The sequence below is a fragment of the Baekduia sp. genome, assembly GCF_035996765.1.
GTDB lineage: Bacteria > Actinomycetota > Thermoleophilia > Solirubrobacterales > Solirubrobacteraceae > Baekduia.
This window is the reverse complement of sequence record NZ_DASYJG010000046.1, coordinates 25,860-42,428: the sequence shown is the minus strand read 5'-3', so window position 1 is coordinate 42,428 and position 16,569 is coordinate 25,860. Positions and strand designations below refer to the sequence as shown.

17 protein-coding genes are annotated in these 16,569 nt (G+C 71.3%); 3 read left to right on the top strand and 14 right to left on the bottom strand.

Translation table 11 applies throughout. The annotated features are described in order from the left end of the window. From ffh to ftsY, 5 genes are all read right to left on the bottom strand, one after another. Nucleotides 1-1,326, bottom strand: a 1,326-nt coding sequence (gene ffh, locus VGO10_RS11455; RefSeq protein ID WP_327468349.1) for a signal recognition particle protein, incomplete at its 3' end; no start/stop codon positions are given. Between the two features lie 45 nt (nt 1,327-1,371). Then, nucleotides 1,372-2,007 (bottom strand): O-methyltransferase, encoded by a 636-nt coding sequence (locus VGO10_RS11450; protein ID WP_327468347.1) that lies wholly within the window; start codon nt 2,005-2,007, stop codon nt 1,372-1,374. After that, the gene (locus tag VGO10_RS11445; RefSeq protein WP_327468345.1) at nt 1,985-2,899 is read right to left on the bottom strand and encodes an SPFH domain-containing protein; all 915 of its coding nucleotides are present in this window, start codon (nt 2,897-2,899) and stop codon (nt 1,985-1,987) included. Before VGO10_RS11445 ends, VGO10_RS11450 begins: the two co-directional genes overlap by 23 nt. A gap of 55 nt (nt 2,900-2,954) precedes the next feature. Further along, nucleotides 2,955-3,386, bottom strand: coding sequence for an NfeD family protein (locus tag VGO10_RS11440; RefSeq protein WP_327468343.1), 432 nt, complete (start codon nt 3,384-3,386; stop codon nt 2,955-2,957). Nucleotides 3,387-3,433: 47 nt separating this feature from the next. Beyond that, a complete protein-coding gene (gene ftsY / locus VGO10_RS11435; RefSeq protein WP_327468341.1) occupies nt 3,434-4,441 on the bottom strand; it encodes a signal recognition particle-docking protein FtsY in 1,008 nt (335 codons plus the stop codon). Nucleotides 4,442-4,460: 19 nt separating this feature from the next. Between ftsY and VGO10_RS11430 the strand changes: the two genes are divergently transcribed. After that, nucleotides 4,461-4,919, top strand: a complete 459-nt coding sequence (locus VGO10_RS11430; RefSeq protein ID WP_327468339.1) for a GNAT family N-acetyltransferase — start codon at nt 4,461-4,463, stop codon at nt 4,917-4,919. A gap of 9 nt (nt 4,920-4,928) precedes the next feature. Here VGO10_RS11430 and VGO10_RS11425 read toward each other — a convergent pair whose 3' ends face one another. The 6 genes from VGO10_RS11425 to rpmF all read right to left on the bottom strand — a co-directional run bounded on the left by VGO10_RS11425 (nt 4,929) and on the right by rpmF (nt 11,393). Further along, nucleotides 4,929-5,291, bottom strand: coding sequence for a PRC-barrel domain-containing protein (locus VGO10_RS11425; RefSeq protein ID WP_327468337.1), 363 nt, complete (start codon nt 5,289-5,291; stop codon nt 4,929-4,931). A gap of 431 nt (nt 5,292-5,722) precedes the next feature. Next, the gene (locus VGO10_RS11420) at nt 5,723-9,067 is read right to left on the bottom strand and encodes a chromosome segregation SMC family protein (RefSeq protein ID WP_327468335.1); all 3,345 of its coding nucleotides are present in this window, start codon (nt 9,065-9,067) and stop codon (nt 5,723-5,725) included. Between the two features lie 56 nt (nt 9,068-9,123). After that, nucleotides 9,124-9,774 (bottom strand): ribonuclease III family protein, encoded by a 651-nt coding sequence (locus tag VGO10_RS11415; RefSeq protein WP_327468351.1) that lies wholly within the window; start codon nt 9,772-9,774, stop codon nt 9,124-9,126. 59 nt (nt 9,775-9,833) lie between these two features. Continuing rightward, nucleotides 9,834-10,088: an acyl carrier protein gene (locus tag VGO10_RS11410; RefSeq protein WP_327468333.1), complete on the bottom strand. Its 255-nt coding sequence runs from the start codon at nt 10,086-10,088 to the stop codon at nt 9,834-9,836. Continuing rightward, complete coding sequence (gene plsX, locus VGO10_RS11405; RefSeq protein ID WP_327468331.1) at nt 10,085-11,188, bottom strand: phosphate acyltransferase PlsX; 1,104 nt, start codon at nt 11,186-11,188, stop codon at nt 10,085-10,087. Before plsX ends, VGO10_RS11410 begins: the two co-directional genes overlap by 4 nt. Before the next feature lie 4 nt (nt 11,189-11,192). Next, nucleotides 11,193-11,393, bottom strand: a complete 201-nt coding sequence (gene rpmF / locus VGO10_RS11400; protein WP_327468328.1) for a 50S ribosomal protein L32 — start codon at nt 11,391-11,393, stop codon at nt 11,193-11,195. Nucleotides 11,394-11,468: 75 nt separating this feature from the next. Here rpmF and VGO10_RS11395 point away from each other — a divergent pair, with 75 nt between their 5' ends. Beyond that, entirely contained in the window at nt 11,469-12,353 is an 885-nt protein-coding gene (locus tag VGO10_RS11395; protein WP_327468326.1) for a GNAT family N-acetyltransferase, read from the top strand. Nucleotides 12,354-12,389: 36 nt separating this feature from the next. On the opposite strand, the gene VGO10_RS11390 is transcribed toward VGO10_RS11395, so the two are convergent. Then, the gene (locus VGO10_RS11390; protein WP_327468324.1) at nt 12,390-12,911 is read right to left on the bottom strand and encodes a DUF177 domain-containing protein; all 522 of its coding nucleotides are present in this window, start codon (nt 12,909-12,911) and stop codon (nt 12,390-12,392) included. A 28-nt stretch (nt 12,912-12,939) separates the two neighbouring features. Between VGO10_RS11390 and VGO10_RS11385 the strand changes: the two genes are divergently transcribed. Further along, nucleotides 12,940-13,896 carry a zinc-dependent alcohol dehydrogenase family protein gene (locus VGO10_RS11385; RefSeq protein ID WP_349258940.1) on the top strand — a complete coding sequence of 319 codons (957 nt, stop codon included), beginning with the start codon at nt 12,940-12,942 and terminating at the stop codon, nt 13,894-13,896. 2 nt (nt 13,897-13,898) lie between these two features. Here VGO10_RS11385 and VGO10_RS11380 read toward each other — a convergent pair whose 3' ends face one another. Both VGO10_RS11380 and VGO10_RS11375 read right to left on the bottom strand, forming a co-directional pair. Further along, nucleotides 13,899-15,557, bottom strand: coding sequence for an acyl-CoA synthetase (locus VGO10_RS11380; RefSeq protein ID WP_327468320.1), 1,659 nt, complete (start codon nt 15,555-15,557; stop codon nt 13,899-13,901). Between the two features lie 59 nt (nt 15,558-15,616). After that, on the bottom strand, nt 15,617-16,552 hold the full coding sequence (locus VGO10_RS11375) for a hypothetical protein (protein ID WP_327468318.1): 936 nt from the start codon (nt 16,550-16,552) through the stop codon (nt 15,617-15,619). Between the last annotated feature and the right edge of the window lie 17 nt (nt 16,553-16,569).

The following is a 16,569-nucleotide window of genomic DNA, read 5'->3' as shown; positions in this document are numbered from 1 at the left end:
CTGCCTCATCAGAGCCCCGAGATCGGGCATCCGGCCCTTCCCGAGCTGCTGCATGAGCTTGCGCATCTGGCCGAACTGCTTGACCAGCGCGTTGACCTGCTGGACGTTGGTGCCGGACCCCCGCGCGATGCGCACCCGGCGCCCGCCCTTGATGATCTCCGGGTGCCGGCGCTCCTCGGGGGTCATCGACAGGATGATCGCCTGGATGCGGTCGAACTCGCGCTCGTCGACTCTCATCTTCGACAGCTGGTGGCCGCCGAGGCCGGGCAGCATCCCGAGCAGGTTCTGCAGCGGCCCGAGCTTGCGGATCTGGCGCAGCTGGTCGAGGAAGTCGTCGAGGCCGAACTCCGACTTGCGGATCTTGCGCTCGAGCTCCTTCGCCTGGTCGTCGTCGAACTGCTGCTCGGCCTTCTCGATGAACGAGAGCACGTCGCCCATGCCGAGGATCCGCTGGGCCATTCGGTCCGGGTGGAAGCGCTCGAACTGGTCGAGCTTCTCGCCGGTGGAGGCGAACAGGATCGGCTTGCCGGTGACGGCCTTGACGCTCAGCGCGGCGCCGCCGCGGGCGTCGCCGTCGAGCTTGCTCATCACGACGCCGTCGAACTGCGCGACCTCGGCGAACTGCTCGGCGACGTTGACGGCGTCCTGGCCGGTCATCGCGTCGACGACGAGCAGCACCTGCGTCGGCTTCGTGACGCGCTTGACCTCCGCCAGCTCCTTCATCAGGTCCTCGTCGACGTGCAGGCGGCCGGCGGTGTCGACGATCAGCACGTCCTTGCCCTCGCGCTCGGCGCGCTCGCGGGCCCACTTCGCGATCTCGACCGGGTTCGCGTCCGTGCCTCTCTCGTAGACGTCGGCGCCGACCTGGCCGGCGACCTTGATCAGCTGGTCGACCGCTGCCGGGCGGTAGACGTCGCAGGCGGCGACCGCGACCGAGGAGCCGTGGTGCTCCTTCAGGTAGCGGGCGAGCTTGCCGGTCGCGGTCGTCTTGCCGGAGCCCTGCAGGCCGGCCATCAGGATCACGGTCGGCGGGCTGGACGCGAACACCAGCTCGCGCGAGGCGCCGCCCATCAGCTCGGCCAGCTCCTCGTCGACGATCTTGACGACCTGCTGGCCGGGGTTGAGCTGGCCCAGCACGCCGGCGCCCAGGCAGCGCTCCTTGACCGTGCTCGTGAACTGCTTGACGACCTTGAAGTTGACGTCGGCCTCCAGCAGGGCGAGCCGGATCTCGCGCATGGCCTTGTTGACGTCGTCCTCGGTCAGCGTGCCGCGGCCGCGGACGTCGGACAGGGTCTCCTGGAGCTTCTCGGCAAGGGCGTCGAACACGAGGCCGCTCAGTGTACGGCCCGTGGCGCGGCGCCCGAGGCTGTCTCAGCGCCGCCGGATCACCGTCAGGCCATCACGCACCGTCAGCTGCGTGACGATCACGCGCTCGTCGGCCGCCCAGCGGTCGTTGAGCTGTGCCATCACGCGATCGCTCTCGCTGTCGGGCGCCAGGACGCCGCCGTCGCGCAGTGTGTTGTCGGCCGCGATCAGGCCCGTCGGCGCGAGCTTGGCCAGCGCAGCCTCGTAGTAATCCGGGTAGCCGGTCTTGTCGGCATCGATGAACACCAGGTCGAACGGACCGTCGAGCGCCGCAAGCGACTCCAGCGCCGGCCCGCGCACGATCTCGATGCGATCGGCAAAGGGCGAGGCGTCGATGTGGCGCTGGGCGAAGTCGGCGTTGGTGTCGTCGATCTCCAGCGTCACGACGCGCCCGCCGGGCGGCAGCGCAGCGGCCATCGCCAGTGCGCTGTAGCCCGCATAGGTGCCGACCTCGACGACCAGCTTCGGACGCAGCGCGAAGACGAGCGTCTCCAGCAGCCGGCCGACGACCGGGCCGCTGAGCATCTGCGGGTATGCCAGCTCGGCGGTCGCCTCGGCGTGCAGCCGCTCCATCGACGCCGCGAAGGGCGTGGTGTGGGCGGCCGCGTAGGCCTCGACGTCAGACCGGACGAGGTCCGACATGCGGCGGCTCCTTCTCGGGGTCGGTGCCGGTGCCCGTCAGCGCCTGGGTCGCCTGTGACAGCGCGGCGGTGAACTCCGACGGAATGACCCACACCTTGTTGGCGTCACCCTGGGCGATCTTCGGCAGCATCTGCAGGTACTGGTAGCTGAGCAGCTTGGGGTCGGGGTCGCCCTTGTGGATGGCGTCGAAGACGGTTGCGATGGCCTTGGCCTCGCCCTCGGCGCGCAGCACCTGCGACTCCCGGGCACCCTCGGCGCGCAGGATCTGGGACTGCTTCTCGCCCTCGGCATCGAGGATCTGCGCCTGCTTGGAGCCCTCCGCGGTGAGGATCGCTGCGCGACGGTCGCGCTCGGCGCGCATCTGCTTCTCCATCGCCTCCTGGATGCCCGCCGGCGGGTCGACGGCCTTGAGCTCCACACGGTTGATCCGGATCCCCCACTTGCCCGTCGCCTCGTCGAGGACGATGCGCAACTGCGTGTTGATCTGGTCGCGGCTGGTCAGCGACTGCTCCAGCGTCAGGCCACCGATGACGTTGCGCAGCGTCGTGACCGTCAGCTGCTCGATCGCCTGCAGCGGGTTGGCGACCTCGTAGGACGCCGACTTCGGATCGGTGATCGTGAAGTACAACACCGTGTCGATGTTGACCGTCACGTTGTCCTCGGTGATCACGCCGTTGGGCGGGAAGCTGACGACCTGCTCGCGGAGATCGATCAGCGGCTTCACGCGGTCGATGAACGGCAGGACGATCGTCAGGCCGGGATCGAGCGTGCGGCTGTAGCGGCCGAGACGCTCCACGACGCCGGCACGTGCCTGCGGGATGATGCGGATGGTCTGCGACGCGACGAACAGCGCGAAGAGCAGGATGACGATCAGCGCGATCAGCGCGGCCACGGGGATACCTCCGGTGAGGGGATGCGGGTCACTGCGAAGAAGTTGATGGCCATGGTCATGGTGCGACGAGGGCGGTCGCGCCGCGGATCTCGACGACCTCGACCTTGGTGCCGGCCTCGATGACGATGTGCTCGTCGTAGGCGCGGGCGGTCCAGACCTCACCGTCGAGGCGGACCGAGCCCACACCCTCATCGTTGGCGATGCGATCCAGGACGATCCCGGAGCGGCCGACCAGCGCAGCGGTGCCGGTCCGGATCCGCGGCGGTGTGTGCATGTGGCGCGTGGCGATCGGGCGCACCAGGCCGAAGCACGCCAGCGCCAGCACAGCGAAGACAATCGTCTGGATGGCGCCACCGCCGCCGACCAACGCCGCGAGCATCGCGCCGAAGGCGCCAACCGCAAACGGGGCAAGGAAGAACCCCGCGGTGAGGATCTCCCCCACGGCGGCAAACACCCCGGCGATCAGCCAGATGATCCAAGCGTCCATTCTCCGGCGAGTATCACACGCCGCCGGGATGGCGGAAGCAGAGCCCGTCAGGCGCTGACCAGCGCGCGGGCGAAGTCGTCGGCATCAAACGGACGCAGATCCTCCAGCGCCTCGCCGATCCCGATCAGCTTGACCGGGATGCCTAGCTCGCCGGCGATCGCCAGCGCGATGCCGCCCTTGGCCGTGCCGTCGAGCTTGGTCAGGACGATCCCGTCAACGGGCACCGCCTCCGAGAACAGCTTGGCCTGGCGGACACCGTTCTGGCCGGTCGTTGAGTCGATCGTGAGCAGCGTCTCGTGCGGCGCGTCGGGCATCTGCTTGCCGATCACGCGGCGGATCTTGACCAACTCGTTCATCAACTCGTCCTGGTTGTGCAGGCGTCCGGCGGTATCGATGATGACGACGTCCACCCCGCGCTCACGGCCCTGCTTGACCGCCTCGAAGGCGACCGAGCCGGGGTCGGAGTTCTCGGGGCCGGTGACGATGTCGACGTCGGCGCGGCGCGCCCACTCGGTGAGCTGCTCGACGGCAGCGGCGCGGAACGTGTCGGCGGCGCCGAGCAGGACGGTCTTGCCGAGCTCCTGGCGCAGGTGCCAGGCGAGCTTGCCGATGGTGGTGGTCTTGCCCGTGCCGTTGACGCCGACGGCCATGATCACGGTCGGCTCGTGGCGCAGGTCGATCGTGTCGGTGCCGGTCCTGGCGATGCCGGCCAGCAGCTCGACGAGGCGCTCCTGCAGCGCCGGGCCGCCCTCGACGCTGCCGGCGGTCGCCTCCTGCTCGAGCTGACCGACGACGCCGGCGGTCGTGCGCGCGCCAACGTCGGCCATGATCAGCGCCTCCTCCAGCCGCTCCCACGTCTCGTCGTCGAGCGTGTCGAAGAGCGTCGCCTGGATCTCGGAGGTCAGCGCCTCGCGGGTCTTGGACAGGTTTTGGCGCAGGCGCTTGAAGAAGCCGCCGCGAGATTCGGCCCCACCCACCCGCTCGCCGTCCCCCGCGAGCGTTGAAATGTCACCGGCGTCGCCGGTCAGGAAGAGGTCGCGCCAGTCACGGGCCATGGCGCGCGAAGATAGCGGGGTGATCGAGTCACGAACCGTCCCGTCGGGCGAGCCGCCCGCAACCGACCTCGTCGCCGCCATGGTCGACGAGGTCTCTGAGCTCTATGGCCGCATCGACGTGCCGGGGGCGCCAAGTGCGACGCCGGAGGACTTCTCGCCGGAGCGTGGCGGTGTGTTCTTGGTGGTGTTCGAGGACGGCGTGCCGGTGGCTGGCGGGGGGTTGAAGCGCCTCGACGATGATGCCTGCGAGATCAAGCGCATGTACGTGGTGCCGGAGGCACGTGGGCGCGGGCATGCGTCGCGGTTGTTGCAGGCCTTGGAGGATGAGGCGCGGCGCCTGGGCTACGCGATCGCGCGGCTGGACACCGGCGTGCACCAGCCTGCGGCACAGGCGATGTACGAGCGGGCGGGGTATCTGCCGATCGGGAACTTCAACGCGAATCCGTTCGCAAGCTTCTGGGGCGAGAAGGTCCTGTAGCGCGCCGGGCTAGTAGCGCCCGGAGATGAGGTCCCAGGCGCGGCGCAGCTTGCCCTGCAGGGCGCTCTCGGAGTCTTCTTCGCCGTGGTTCTCGAGCACAGCTGGTGAGGCGGTGGGCTCGGGGAGTTGGTCGATCTCCGCGGCCGGCACGCTCAGGACGACGGCGCGCTCGAAGATGGCGTCGACCTCGGGCGCGTCGACGAAGCGCAGTCCACCGGGGCCTGTGCGCACGTCGATGACGAGGCCGTCGAAGATCTCGGTCCCCTCGTCGGCGAGGACGTGCTCGACCTTGCCGACGGTCTCGCCGTCGCTGGACACCACATCGGTGCCGGGGGTGAGCGTGAGGTATGAGCCGGGTGCGCCGTGGTCCATGGGCTCGGTGCTACCCGGCGGGGCGGGTAGCAAGCGCCCGTGTTTTGGGGTGGTCGTCCGCGGGTGGTGGCTGGCGTGTCGCACCCGTGGCGTTCCGCGCGTTTGTTCTCGGTGGGTGCGCGGCGGGGTTCGGGGGCGGCGAAGGGAGTGAGGAGTGGTGGCGACTCGGAGCGCGGGCTTGTCGTCTCGGGCGCTTGGGCGCGGGGAGTTCGTGGCCACTAAGTGGTCCGGAGCGTTTCGAACCCCATATAGAGACCCCAGGCGACCCGGATCGACGATTCGGCCCCGGACTGAGGATCCGGGTCGAGTTGACGTGTGCTGTGCCGGTCAACTCGACCAGGACCGATCGTGCGCTACGCAAACAAGCACCCGCGGACGACCAACGGCAACGCGCCACGGCCGTCACGCGGACGACCGGCCAACGCAACGAGCTACGAAGCGCCCGCGCCCACCGGCTGCGCCGCCTCCGCATCCGCCACATACTCCTTCGGCATCTTCCGCGACACGATCTTCGAGACGCCGTCGTTGCTCATCGACACCCCATAGAGCGTGTCGGCTGCCTCCATGGTGCGCTTCTGGTGTGTCACGACGATGAACTGCGCGCGGTCAGCATGGGCCTGCAGGAGGTCGAGGTAGCGCGTGATGTTGAGGTCGTCGAGCGCGGCCTCGACCTCGTCAAGGATGTAGAACGGGCACGGCTTGGCCAGGAAGACGCTGAAGAGGAAGGCGACCGCGGTCATCGTCTTCTCGCCGCCGCTGAGCAGCGTCAAGCGCTTCATCGACTTGCCCGCGGGCGTGATCTCGATCTCGACGCCGAGGTCGTCGTCCGGATCGATCCCGCCCTCCGCGGCCTCTGCCTCGGCGTCGGCCGCTGCTTCGACAGCCGCCTCGGCCTCGACCTCCGAGGCGCCGTCGCCGTCGTCGGCTTTCGCGCCGCCGAGCACCGGTCGCGGCGCGTTCTCCTCACGGACCAGCGTCAGCCGCCCGCTGCCGCCGGGAAAGAGCGTCTGCGAGAGCTCCTCGAAGTTCTTGGCCGCGGCCTCGAACGTCTCGGTGAACGTCGTCCGAATCTGGCGGTCCGTGTCGCGGATGAAGGCCTTCAACTCGCGCAGCGCGGTCTCCAGATCGGTGCGCTGGCGCTCGAGCTCATCGACATGCGCGACCGCCTCGTCGTACTCCTGCTTGGCCAGCGGGTTAACCGGCCCGAGCTGCTCGCGGCGCTTGATCAGACGCTCGACGCGCTGGCGCAGCTGCGACGCCTCCTCGGGCTCCAGCGGCTCGTCGCGCGGCTCGGCCGGCAGCTCGAGCTTCTCGGCCAGCGCGGTGAGCTCCAGGACCGCCTCGGCCTCCTGGTCGCGCAGCTGCTGAGCGCGGACCTCGGCGCGCGTGACGAGCTCGTTGCGCTCCCCCAGGCGCTGCTGGATCTCGGCCTCGGACGCGGCGCAGGCGCGGAGCTCGGCGGCGACGCCCTCGCCTTCGGCGCGGTCGGCGGCCAGCGCGGCCTCCATCTCGCGCATCCGCTCCATGACCGCCTCGTGGACGGTCGCCAGGACGTCGGCGACGCGGCCGGCTGCTGGGCCGAGCGCGGTGTCGCGCGCGAGCTGCGCTTCGAGGTGCGCGATCCGCTGCGTGCGCTCCGCCCGCGCCTTGGCGGCCTGCTCGGCGACGCGGCGCTCAGAGGTCAGCTCGCCCTCGAGCTGCGCGCGGCGCACGGCCGCCTCGCCCTGCTCGGGCGCCTTGCGGCGCTCCTCCATCAGCCAGGCGGCCTGACGCTCGGACTCCTTGGCCTCAGCGTAGGCGCGCTCGGCGTCGCGGCGGCCGTGCTCGGCCTCGTCGCGTGAGGCGTCGGCGGCGGCGACGGCCTGGGACGCCGACTCGACGCCCTTGCCCGCCTCGTGCTCGGCCTGAACGTGCACCTCTGCCTGGGCGATCAGCGCGTCACGCTGGTTGCGCATCGCCAAGACGCGCTCGGCCCCGCCCTCGGCGGCTTGCTGAAGCTCACGCGTCGCACCGAGCCAGGCGCGGCCGGCCGCGGTGACCGCCACGCCGGTGAAGGAATCCGGGACGTCGTCGAGGGCGTCGACAAGCCACGCGTCGGCGAGCAACCGGCGGGCGAGCGAGAGTGCGGGCTCGGGACCGCGGACCAGGTCGGTGAAGGGGCGCGCGCCAGGGACCGGCGGGACGGCCTCGGCGGGAGAAGGTTTCGAACCTTCGGCGCTCGTGCCGGTGGCGCCGGTGGCGGAGACCGCACCGATCGGGGAGACAGGATGTGAACCTGCGACCAGCGCGCGGCCACCGTCGCGCTTGGCGCGATCCAGCAGCGCGCCGCCCGCCGCGCGATCCTCGACGACCGCAGCCGACAGCCGCGCACCCAAAGCGGCCGACAGCGCCAGCTCGGCGCCCGCCTCGACCTCCAAGTCATCGCTCAACGACCGCGCACCGCCCGACGGTCCTGCCGCCGACCGCAGGAACTGATTGGCCCGCGCCAGCTCGGCGCCGACCTTGGCCGCCTCGCGCCGCGCGGCCTCGGCCGACGTCTCCGCTGCCCGCCGTGCTTGGCGCGCCAGCTCGCAGGCGGCGTCGGCGTCCGCCAGCGCCGCGCGCTTGGCGTCGACGACCACGCGCAGCTCCTCGACCCGCGCCGCGGCCGCCACGCGCTGCTGCTCCAGCGCCGCCAGCTCGCGCTCCAGCGCGCCCTGGCGGTCCTCGTCCAGCGCCTTGAGCTGCGCCTCGAGCGACTCGATCCTCTCAAGACCGTTCTCATCCGGCTGGTCCTCGGCCGCCTGCAAGCGCAGCGCGCCCAGCTGGCGCTCCCGACCCTCCGCGCGCTCGGCAACCTGCTCGGCCGTCTCGCGCGTGCGCTCCAGGCGCAGCTCGATCCGCTCAGCGGCGCTGCGCGCACGCTCGACGCGCCGCGCCAGCGCCTCACGCTGCTCGGACCGCTGCGCCAGCGCCTCCTCGGCCAGTTGCCTGCGGGCGGCGACCTCACGCAGCTCGCCCTGGGCCTCCTCCCGCGCGGCCTTCGCCGACGTCGCAGTGGCCAGCGCATCGGCCATCTCGGCCCGCCGCGCGCGCACCGTCTCGCGCGCGAGCTCCCACCGCGCCTCGACCGTCTGACGCTCCAGCCGCTCGTGCAGCTCGGCCGCCTCGGCCTGACGCTTCAAGGGCCGCAGGCGCGAGCGGGCCTCGCGCTCAACGTCCAGCGCACGATCCAGATTGTCTTGCGTGCGCTCCAGCTTCAGCTGCGCACGGCGGCGACGCTTGCGGTGCTTGCCCAAGCCCGCCGCCTCCTCGATCAGCAGCCGGCGGTCGCGCGGCTTGGAGGTGACGATCGCCTCGACGCGCCCCTGGGAGACGACGGAGTGCGACTCCTTGCCCAGGCCCGTGTCGGAGAGCACCTCCAGCACATCGACCATCCGGCAGCGCGCGCCGTTGAGCCGGTACTCGCCGTCGCCGTTGCGATCCAGCCGCCGCAGGATCGAGATCTCCCCCACCGGCAGGTCGACCGTCCCGTCGGAGTTGTCCAACACCAACTCGACCTCGGCCGACGAGCGCGCCTGCACCCCGCGGCCGCCGCCGAAGATGACGTCCTGCATCGACTGGCCGCGCACGGCGAGCGGCGACTGCTCGCCCATCGCCCACAGCACGGCGTCGGTGATGTTGGACTTGCCGGAGCCGTTGGGCCCGACGATGACCGACACGCCCTCGCCGAACTCGAGCTTCGTGCGGTCGGGGAAGGACTTGAAGCCCTTCAGGGTCAGCGACTTCAGATGCACCCCCATATCCTGGCGGGTGCCCCGGACGTTCGGTACCGAAGCGTGAACCGTCCGCCCTACGCAGGGCTTTCGGCGGCCTCTTCCGGCTCCAGCGACTCCAACGCCACGCGCGCGGCCTCCTGCTCGGCGTGCTTCTTGGAGCGGCCGGACCCCGTCCCCATGACGTTGCCCTCCACCCCGGCGGCGACCTCGAAGGTGCGGTCGTGCGGCGGGCCGTGCTCGGCGGTCACCGCGTAGACGACGACCTCGCCCCGCTGCGCGAGCCGCTCCTGCAGCGTCGACTTGTAGTCGACGGGATGCTCCAGGGCGTTCTCCAGCTCCGGCGCGAAGGCCTCGACGACCGCCGCGGCGGTGCGCTCGTAGCCCGCGTGCAGGAAGCAGGCGCCGATCACCGCCTCGATGATCGAGGCCAACACACGCTCGGTCTCCATCAGCGCGGTCGTCTGCTCGGCGCCCTCGGGCGCCGCGGCACGCAGCCGCTCGGGAACCCCGAGCCGTTCGGCGACGTTGCGACAAGACGGTCCGGAGACCGTCTGGGCGCGGATCTTCGTCAGGCGCCCGGCGCCGTAGCGCTCGGCCTCCAGCAGCGGGTAGATGTGCGCGGTGATCGCCAGCCCCAGGACGCTGTCGCCCAAGAACGCGAGGCGCGCGTAGGAATCTGAGCGGCGCGCGGTCCACGACGCGTGGGTGAAGACCTGGCGCGCCAGGTCTGCGGGAACCTCGTCGAGCAGTGCGTGCAGCTGGTGCAGCGGAACCGGATCCCGAGCTAGGCCGTGCCGCTGGGCGCGTGGGCGAGGACGAAGTCGACTGCCTGACCCACGGAGAGGATCTGCGCGGCCTGCTCGTCGGTCATCTTCACGCCGTAGGAGTCCTCAAGCTCCTGCACCAGGGTGTAGAGGTCGAGCGAGTCGGCGTCCAGGTCCTCTTTGAAGCGTGTGCCCTCCTCGATCCGGCCGGCGTCGAGCTCGAGCTCGTCGGCGAGATGATTGCGGATCAAGGTGAGGACGGCTTCGCGGGTCATGGCTCTGGTTGCACAGTAGTGCTCGAATCGGACGCAATTGGCGCGGGGGCGGGCGGGGTCCTCAACGCTCCCGCCTCCTCCAGCGCGGCGTGGGTACGACCGACGACGTCGTTGCGCACGCCGCGCGCGGCGAGCAGGATCGCCTGCGAGAAGCCGATGCGCGTGAAACGACCGTGCGGCACGACGCCGAGCTTGCGCAGGCCGAGCAGGTAGGCGCCACCCTGGACCTCGGGGTCGATCTCGGCGCGCAGCGCTTGAAGATCGGCGCGCAGCAGCAGGCCGCCGAGCTTGCCGCGCGTGGAGCCGAGGGCGGCCTCGCGGATCGAGCGCAGCGTCGCCGAGGAGACGCCCTCGATCAACTTCAGCGCGACGTTGCCGGTGAAGCCGTCGGCCACCACGACGTCGGCGACGCCGTCCATGACGACGTTGCCCTCGGTGTTGCCGACGAAGTCGACCAGCGGCGAGGAGGCGGCGCGCTCCTGCAGCAGCTTGTGGGTCTCCTGAACCAGCGGCGTGCCCTTGATCGCCTCGGTGCCGTTGGACAGCAGCGCCACGCGCGGGCGCTGGATGCCCAGGACGGTCGACGCCAGGGCGGCGCCCATGAAGGCGAACTGCACGAGGTGCTCGGGGCGGACCTCGGCGTTGGCGCCGACGTCGAGCAGCGTGACGGGCTGGCGGCCGCCGGGGACGGGCAGCGGAATCGCCAGCGCCGGGCGGTAGATGCCCTGGGCGCGGCGGACGTTGAGCAGGCCCGCGGCGAGCGCGGCGCCGGTCGAGCCGCCGGAGACCAGCGCGTCGGCGCGGCCGTCGGCGACGGCCTTGGCGGCCAGCACGATCGACGCGTTCTTGGTCGACCGCGCGGCGGCGACGGGGTCCGGGACCTTCGCGATCGAGACGGGGGCGTCGACGATCTCGACGAGGCCGTCGGGCGCGTCGATCTCACCGAACTTCTCGGCGGGGCCGAAGAGCAGGGTGCGGACGCCCTGGCGCGCGGCGATCGCGGCGCCGGCGGCAACTTCCGCGGGGCCGAGGTCGGCGCCGTTGGCGTCGACCGCGATGATGATGCGGCGGTCGGCTGCCCCGTCGTCCGGGGAAGCCATCGGCCTAGTGCTCGTGGCCGTGGTGATCGGTGTCAGGCTCAAGGACCTGACGGCCGGCGTAGGTGCCGCACACGGGGCAGACCCGGTGCGGACGGCGCGGGCTGTGGCACTGCGGGCACGCGTTGATCGCGGGCGAGCTGATCTTGTGCTGCGAACGACGCTTGGTCGTGCGGCTGTGCGACTGCTTCTGCTTCGGGACGGCCATGGGCGACGCCGAAGGGTAGCGGACGGCGGACCGCACCGCCGTGCGGGTCCGCGGCGCGTGGTTGACTGCGGCGGCGTGTCTGCGACGGTCATCACCCGCCCGATGTCGCCCGACGACGTCAACGGCGCCGCCGCGGTCGGCACCGCCGCCCTCGAGGTGCTCTACCCGGTCGAGTTCCGCCCCGACGACGCCGCGACGCGCGCCGAGTTCGCCCGGCGCTCGCGGGCCCGGGTCGGTCACATTCGCGACCGCGATCCCGCGGGTGCGTGGGTCGCCGAGCTCGACGGCGAGATCGTCGGGGTGGCGCTCGCGCTGGTGCGCGAAGGCGTCTGGGGCCTCTCGCTCTTCGGTGTCAAGCCCGGGCTCCAGGGCCAGGGCATCGGCGGACCGCTGCTGGCCGGCGCGCTGCGAGCCGCCGAGGGCTGCCGGGCGGCGATCATCCTCAGCTCGTCGGACCCGCGGGCGATGCGCCGCTACTTTCGCGCCGGCTTCCGAGTCCGCCCGTGCCTTGCCGCCGCCGGGGAGCTCAACCGCACACGGATTCCGGCGGGGCTGCGCGCCCGCCCGGGCGATCTGGAGTCCGAGGCCGACCGCGCGACGATCGACGCCGCATCGCGGTTCGTCCGTAGCGCCTCGCACCTCGAGGACGTCGGCGCGATGATCGCCGCGGGCGGCCAGCTCTTCGTCATCGAGGGTGCTGGCTGGGCCGTGGGGCGCGACGGAGCGCCCGCGATCGTCGCCGCGCTCGACGACGAGACGGCGACCGACCTGACCTGGTCCTGCCTGGCCGCCGGCGACGCCGGCGCGCCGACCCACATCGACTTCATCACCCAGGGCAACGACTGGGCGGTCGCCGTCGCGCTCGACGCCGGCCTGTCGCTCACGCCCGACGGCCCGACCTTCGTCCGCGGCGAGCTCGGCCCGCTCGCGCCCTACCTGCCCAGCGGCGCGTATCTCTGAGTCGCGCGCGGGGCGGGTGGGACCGCTCACCCGCGACTAGTTCTCCAGCTTCAGCTCCGACAGCGCCGCCCAGCGCGGGTCGGGCGCCTTCTCGTGGTGGTGCTCGGGACCGGCGTTGTTGAGGTCGATGCCGCACTCTGGGCAGAGCCCGAGGCAGTCGGGGCGACAGAGGATGTTGGCCGGCAGCTCGAGCGCGAGGGCGTCGCGCGTCCAGGCGGCGATGTCGAGGACCTCGCCCGTGACGTAGGGCGAGTCCAGCTCCTCGCCGCTGTTGGGCTGGTCGACCTCGTAGGCGTCGACCTCGAAGGCGGGCGAGGCGGGGTCGAGGCAGCGCATGCACGGCCCGTGCAGCTGGGCGCGCAGGCGCAGCCGCAGGGACCAGCCGCCGCCGGTCATCTTGGAAGCGTCGAGGTGGATGGGGATCGGCGTCGGGCGGACGTCGTAACGCTCGTTGCTCAGCTCGAAGTGGTCGAGCGGGACTTCCAGCTCGAGGTGGCGGGCCTCGCCGGCACGCAGATGCAGGGGGCCCAGGTCGAAGGTGTCGGTACGCGCAGACATCTTGCTCACGAGGGTAGAAGATGGGTCGGTGCGCGCGATGGTGCTGGACAGCCCGAAGACGTCCCTGCGGCTCGCAAACCTCCCGATGCCCGAGCCAGCGCCTGGTCAGGTGCTGTTGAAGGTCCGCGCGTGCGGCGTCTGCCGGACCGACCTGCACCTGCTCGACGGCGAGGTCGAGGCGACGCGCTCACCGCTCGTCCTCGGTCACCAGATCGTCGCCGAGCGGGTCGACACCAGTGAGCGCGTCGGCGTCCCGTGGCTCGGCTGGACCGACGGGACGTGCCGCTACTGCGCCGGCGGCCGGGAGAACCTCTGCGTCGCCGCGCGCTTCACCGGCAAGGACCTCGACGGCGGCTATGCGGAGTACGCGATCGCCGACGAGCGCTTCTGCCTGCCGCTGCCCGACGCGATCGATGACGTCCACGCGGCGCCGTTGCTGTGCGCCGCGCTGATCGGCCTGCGAACGCTGCGGGCGGGCGGCGACCCGGCGCGCGTCGGGATCTATGGCTTCGGCAACGCCGCGCACCTGATCTGCCAGATCGCGGTCTGGGAAGGGCGCGAGGTGTACGCCTTCACGCGCCCGGGCGATACGCGGATGCAGGAGTTCGCGCGGGCGCAGGGTGCGATCTGGGCCGGCGGGACCGACGAGCGCCCCGAGGTCGAGCTCGACGCCGCGCTGATCTTCGCGCCAGCAGGCGAGCTCGTCCCGCTCGCGCTGCGTGCCGTCCGGCCGGGTGGGATCGTGGTCTGCGGCGGCATCCACATGAGCGACATCCCCTCCTTCCCCTACGCCGACCTCTGGGGCGAGCGCTCGCTGCGCTCGGTCGCCAACCTCACGCGCGCCGACGGCCACGAACTGCTCGCGCTCGCGACGCGCGTGCCGCTGCGCCCGCAGGTGACGACCTACGCGCTCGAGGACGCGCAGCGCGCGCTCGACGACCTCCGCTCCGGCGCCCTGGAAGGCGCCGCGGTCATCGTCCCGTAGGACTACGAGTTCGCCGGCTCTCCGTCGGTCGCCAGCTCTCGTTTCAGGACCTTGCCGGTCGCGTTGCGCGGCAGCTCCTCGAGGAACACGATCTCGCGCGGCACCTTGTAGGAGGCGAGGTTCGACTTGATGTAGGCCTTCAGCTCGTCCTCCGACGCAGCCCCGTCAGCGCCGAGCACGACGAACGCCTTCAGCCGCTGGCCGAACTTCGGATCGTCGACGCCGACCACCGCGGCCTCCTCGACCGCGTCGTGGTGGCTCAGGAGGTCCTCGACCTCGCGCGGGAAGACGTTCTCGCCGCCGGAGACGATCATCTCGTCGTCGCGACCGTCGACGAACAGGCGGCCGCCGGCGTCGAAGTGGCCGACGTCGCCGGTCGACATCAGGCCGTCGATGATCGCCTTGTTGCCGCCGCCGGTGTAGCCGTCGAAGACGAGCTCGTTGCCAACGAAGATGCGGCCGGTCTCGCCGCCGGGGACCTCGCGGCCGTCGTCGTCGAGCAGCTTGACCACGGTCCCGAACGGCGGGCAGCCGGCGGTGCCGGGCGCGGCGCGCAGATCGCCGGGCTGGGCGATCGTCGCCCACGCGACCTCGGTCGACCCGTACAGGTTGTAGAGCACGTCGCCGAAGCGATCCATGACCTCGTTGGCCAAGGGGCCGGGCAAGGCCGAGCCGCTGGCGCCGATGATCCGCAGCGAGCGCGTGTCGTAGCGGGCGATCGTCTCGGGCGGCAGCTCGAGGATCCGCGACAACATGACCGGCACCACGGCGAGCGTCGTGCACCCGTGCTGGGCGATCGCGCTGAGCGTCCCCTCGGGGTCGAACCTGCGACGCAGGACGAGCTGGCCGCCGAGCGCCATCCCGAGCGTGAAGTGCGCAAAGCCCCAGGAGTGGAACATCGGCGCGGCGACCATCCACGGCTCCTCGGAGCGCAGCGGGATCTTCGACAGGAAGCCGGCGGCCGGCAGCAGCGACTTGGGCTGGCTGCGGTTGGCGCCCTTCGGCGTGCCGGTCGTGCCGCTGGTCAGGATCACCACGCGGCCCTTCTCGGCCGGCGGGACGAGGTCGGCGGTGTCGCCGCGCGCGATCAGGTCCTCCAACAACGGATCGTCGGAGGGGCGGGTGGGAGGGCCCGTGTCACCGTCGAACCAGGCGACGAAGCGCTTGCGCCGCTTGCCCGCCTCCTGCACCAGCTCGGCGAACTCTTGGTCGTAGACCAGCGCCTTGGGCTTCTCGCGCTTGCAGACGTCGGTGATCTGCGGGCCCGCGAACATCGTGTTGAGGTACAACGCGTTGGCGCCGAGCTTGGAGCACGCCACCGTCGCGTCGATGAAGCCGCGGTGGTTGCGACAGAGGATCGCCACGCCGTCGCCCTCGCCGATGCCCAGGTCGCTCCACGCGTTGGCCAGCGCGTTGGTGCGCTCGTGGATCTCTTTGAAGGTCAGCGTCCCCAGCTCGTCGACGATCCCGATCTTGTCGGGCCGCCGTGCGGCGGAGACCGAGTAACCGGCCGCGGGCGTCGGGCCCCAGCGCAACATCGTCGAGGCCATGTGGACGACCTTGTCGGGCCGCATGGGCGCGATGACGCCGGCTTCGGCGAGGACCTTGACGGCCTGCGCGCGGTTGCCGATCAGGTCAAAGACGTGCTGCACCTGAGACATTGCGTGGGAATATGGCACTAACGGGACTCCTCGTGGTGATACGCCATGACGCCTGGCGTTCAGGGCAGGGTCAGGTCGCCCGGAACGTCGCCTCGCTCGATGAGCCCGCGGATGTCGGCTGCGCGCCGCGGGTTCAGGAAGACATGGCGCTGTCCCACGCTCGGCTTCTCGACCAGCAATCCTGAGAGCAGCAACGCTTCTCCCACCTCCTCGGCCAGCGCGCGGTCGTTGCCGGCAAAGCCGCGGGCGAGGTGCGTGAAGGCGGTGTGGTACCCACCCCACTTGCCCATCCCGTCGAGCCGCTGAAGGATCCGGCGGGCCACGCGGCGCGAGGGATCCGGGTCATCGTGCGGACGCGCGACGCCGTCATGGTCGGCAGCATCGAGGACGGCGAGGATCGCGTCCTCGTGCTCGGTCTGCGCGGCGTGGTCGGCCGGCCGGCCACCGAGCCGTGCGATCTCCAGCGCGACGCGCAGCGGGTGCGCCGGCCCGATCGGCGCCCGGAGGTCGATGATGTCCTCCAGCAGCGCCTCGGGCACCGCGATCGCGATCGCCTTCAGGCGGTCGACCGGCTCGACCTGCTCTTCGAAGGCGAGCGGGAAGAGCTCGACGACGGCATCGGCGACCGGCGCGTGGAGGTGCAGCGCGAAGTACCCGTCGAAGCTGCCGGCGGTCAGCTCACCCGAGACGCTGACCGACTCCTCCAGCGCCCCGACCAGCGCGGCGGCCAGCAGCCAGGCACGTTCGTCGACGGCATCGGGGTCGGCCCGCAGTTCGGGCGCGATCGGCGCGACGACGACCAGACCGTCGGTGTGCACGGCCGCGGCGACAACCACCGGATGCTCGTAGCCCGAGCGCGCCGCCGCGAGCTCCTCGACGCCGTGCTGCAATTCTCTTCCCAGCAACGTGCGCAATTGGCCGACGCGCTCGCGCGGAGCATCCGCCCCGCCCGCATCGGCCAGGATCTGCTCAATGCCAGTGAGCGTTGGCCGCATCGCTACGCAGCCTATGG

Bases quoted from the DNA above. Each gene is read 5' to 3' on its own strand.
- VGO10_RS11425 (WP_327468337.1), bottom strand. From the start codon at position 5,291: ATGGACCACGGCGCACCCGGCTCATACCTCACGCTCACCCCCGGCACC.
- VGO10_RS11390 (WP_327468324.1), bottom strand. From the start codon at position 12,911: ATGTCTGCGCGTACCGACACCTTCGACCTGGGCCCCCTGCATCTGCGT.
- rpmF (WP_327468328.1), bottom strand. From the start codon at position 11,393: ATGGCCGTCCCGAAGCAGAAGCAGTCGCACAGCCGCACGACCAAGCGT.
- VGO10_RS11380 (WP_327468320.1), bottom strand. From the start codon at position 15,557: ATGTCTCAGGTGCAGCACGTCTTTGACCTGATCGGCAACCGCGCGCAG.
- VGO10_RS11450 (WP_327468347.1), bottom strand. From the start codon at position 2,007: ATGTCGGACCTCGTCCGGTCTGACGTCGAGGCCTACGCGGCCGCCCAC.
- VGO10_RS11440 (WP_327468343.1), bottom strand. From the start codon at position 3,386: ATGGACGCTTGGATCATCTGGCTGATCGCCGGGGTGTTTGCCGCCGTG.
- ftsY (WP_327468341.1), bottom strand. From the start codon at position 4,441: ATGGCCCGTGACTGGCGCGACCTCTTCCTGACCGGCGACGCCGGTGAC.
- VGO10_RS11410 (WP_327468333.1), bottom strand. From the start codon at position 10,088: ATGACCCGCGAAGCCGTCCTCACCTTGATCCGCAATCATCTCGCCGAC.
- VGO10_RS11375 (WP_327468318.1), bottom strand. From the start codon at position 16,552: ATGCGGCCAACGCTCACTGGCATTGAGCAGATCCTGGCCGATGCGGGC.
- plsX (WP_327468331.1), bottom strand. From the start codon at position 11,188: ATGGCTTCCCCGGACGACGGGGCAGCCGACCGCCGCATCATCATCGCG.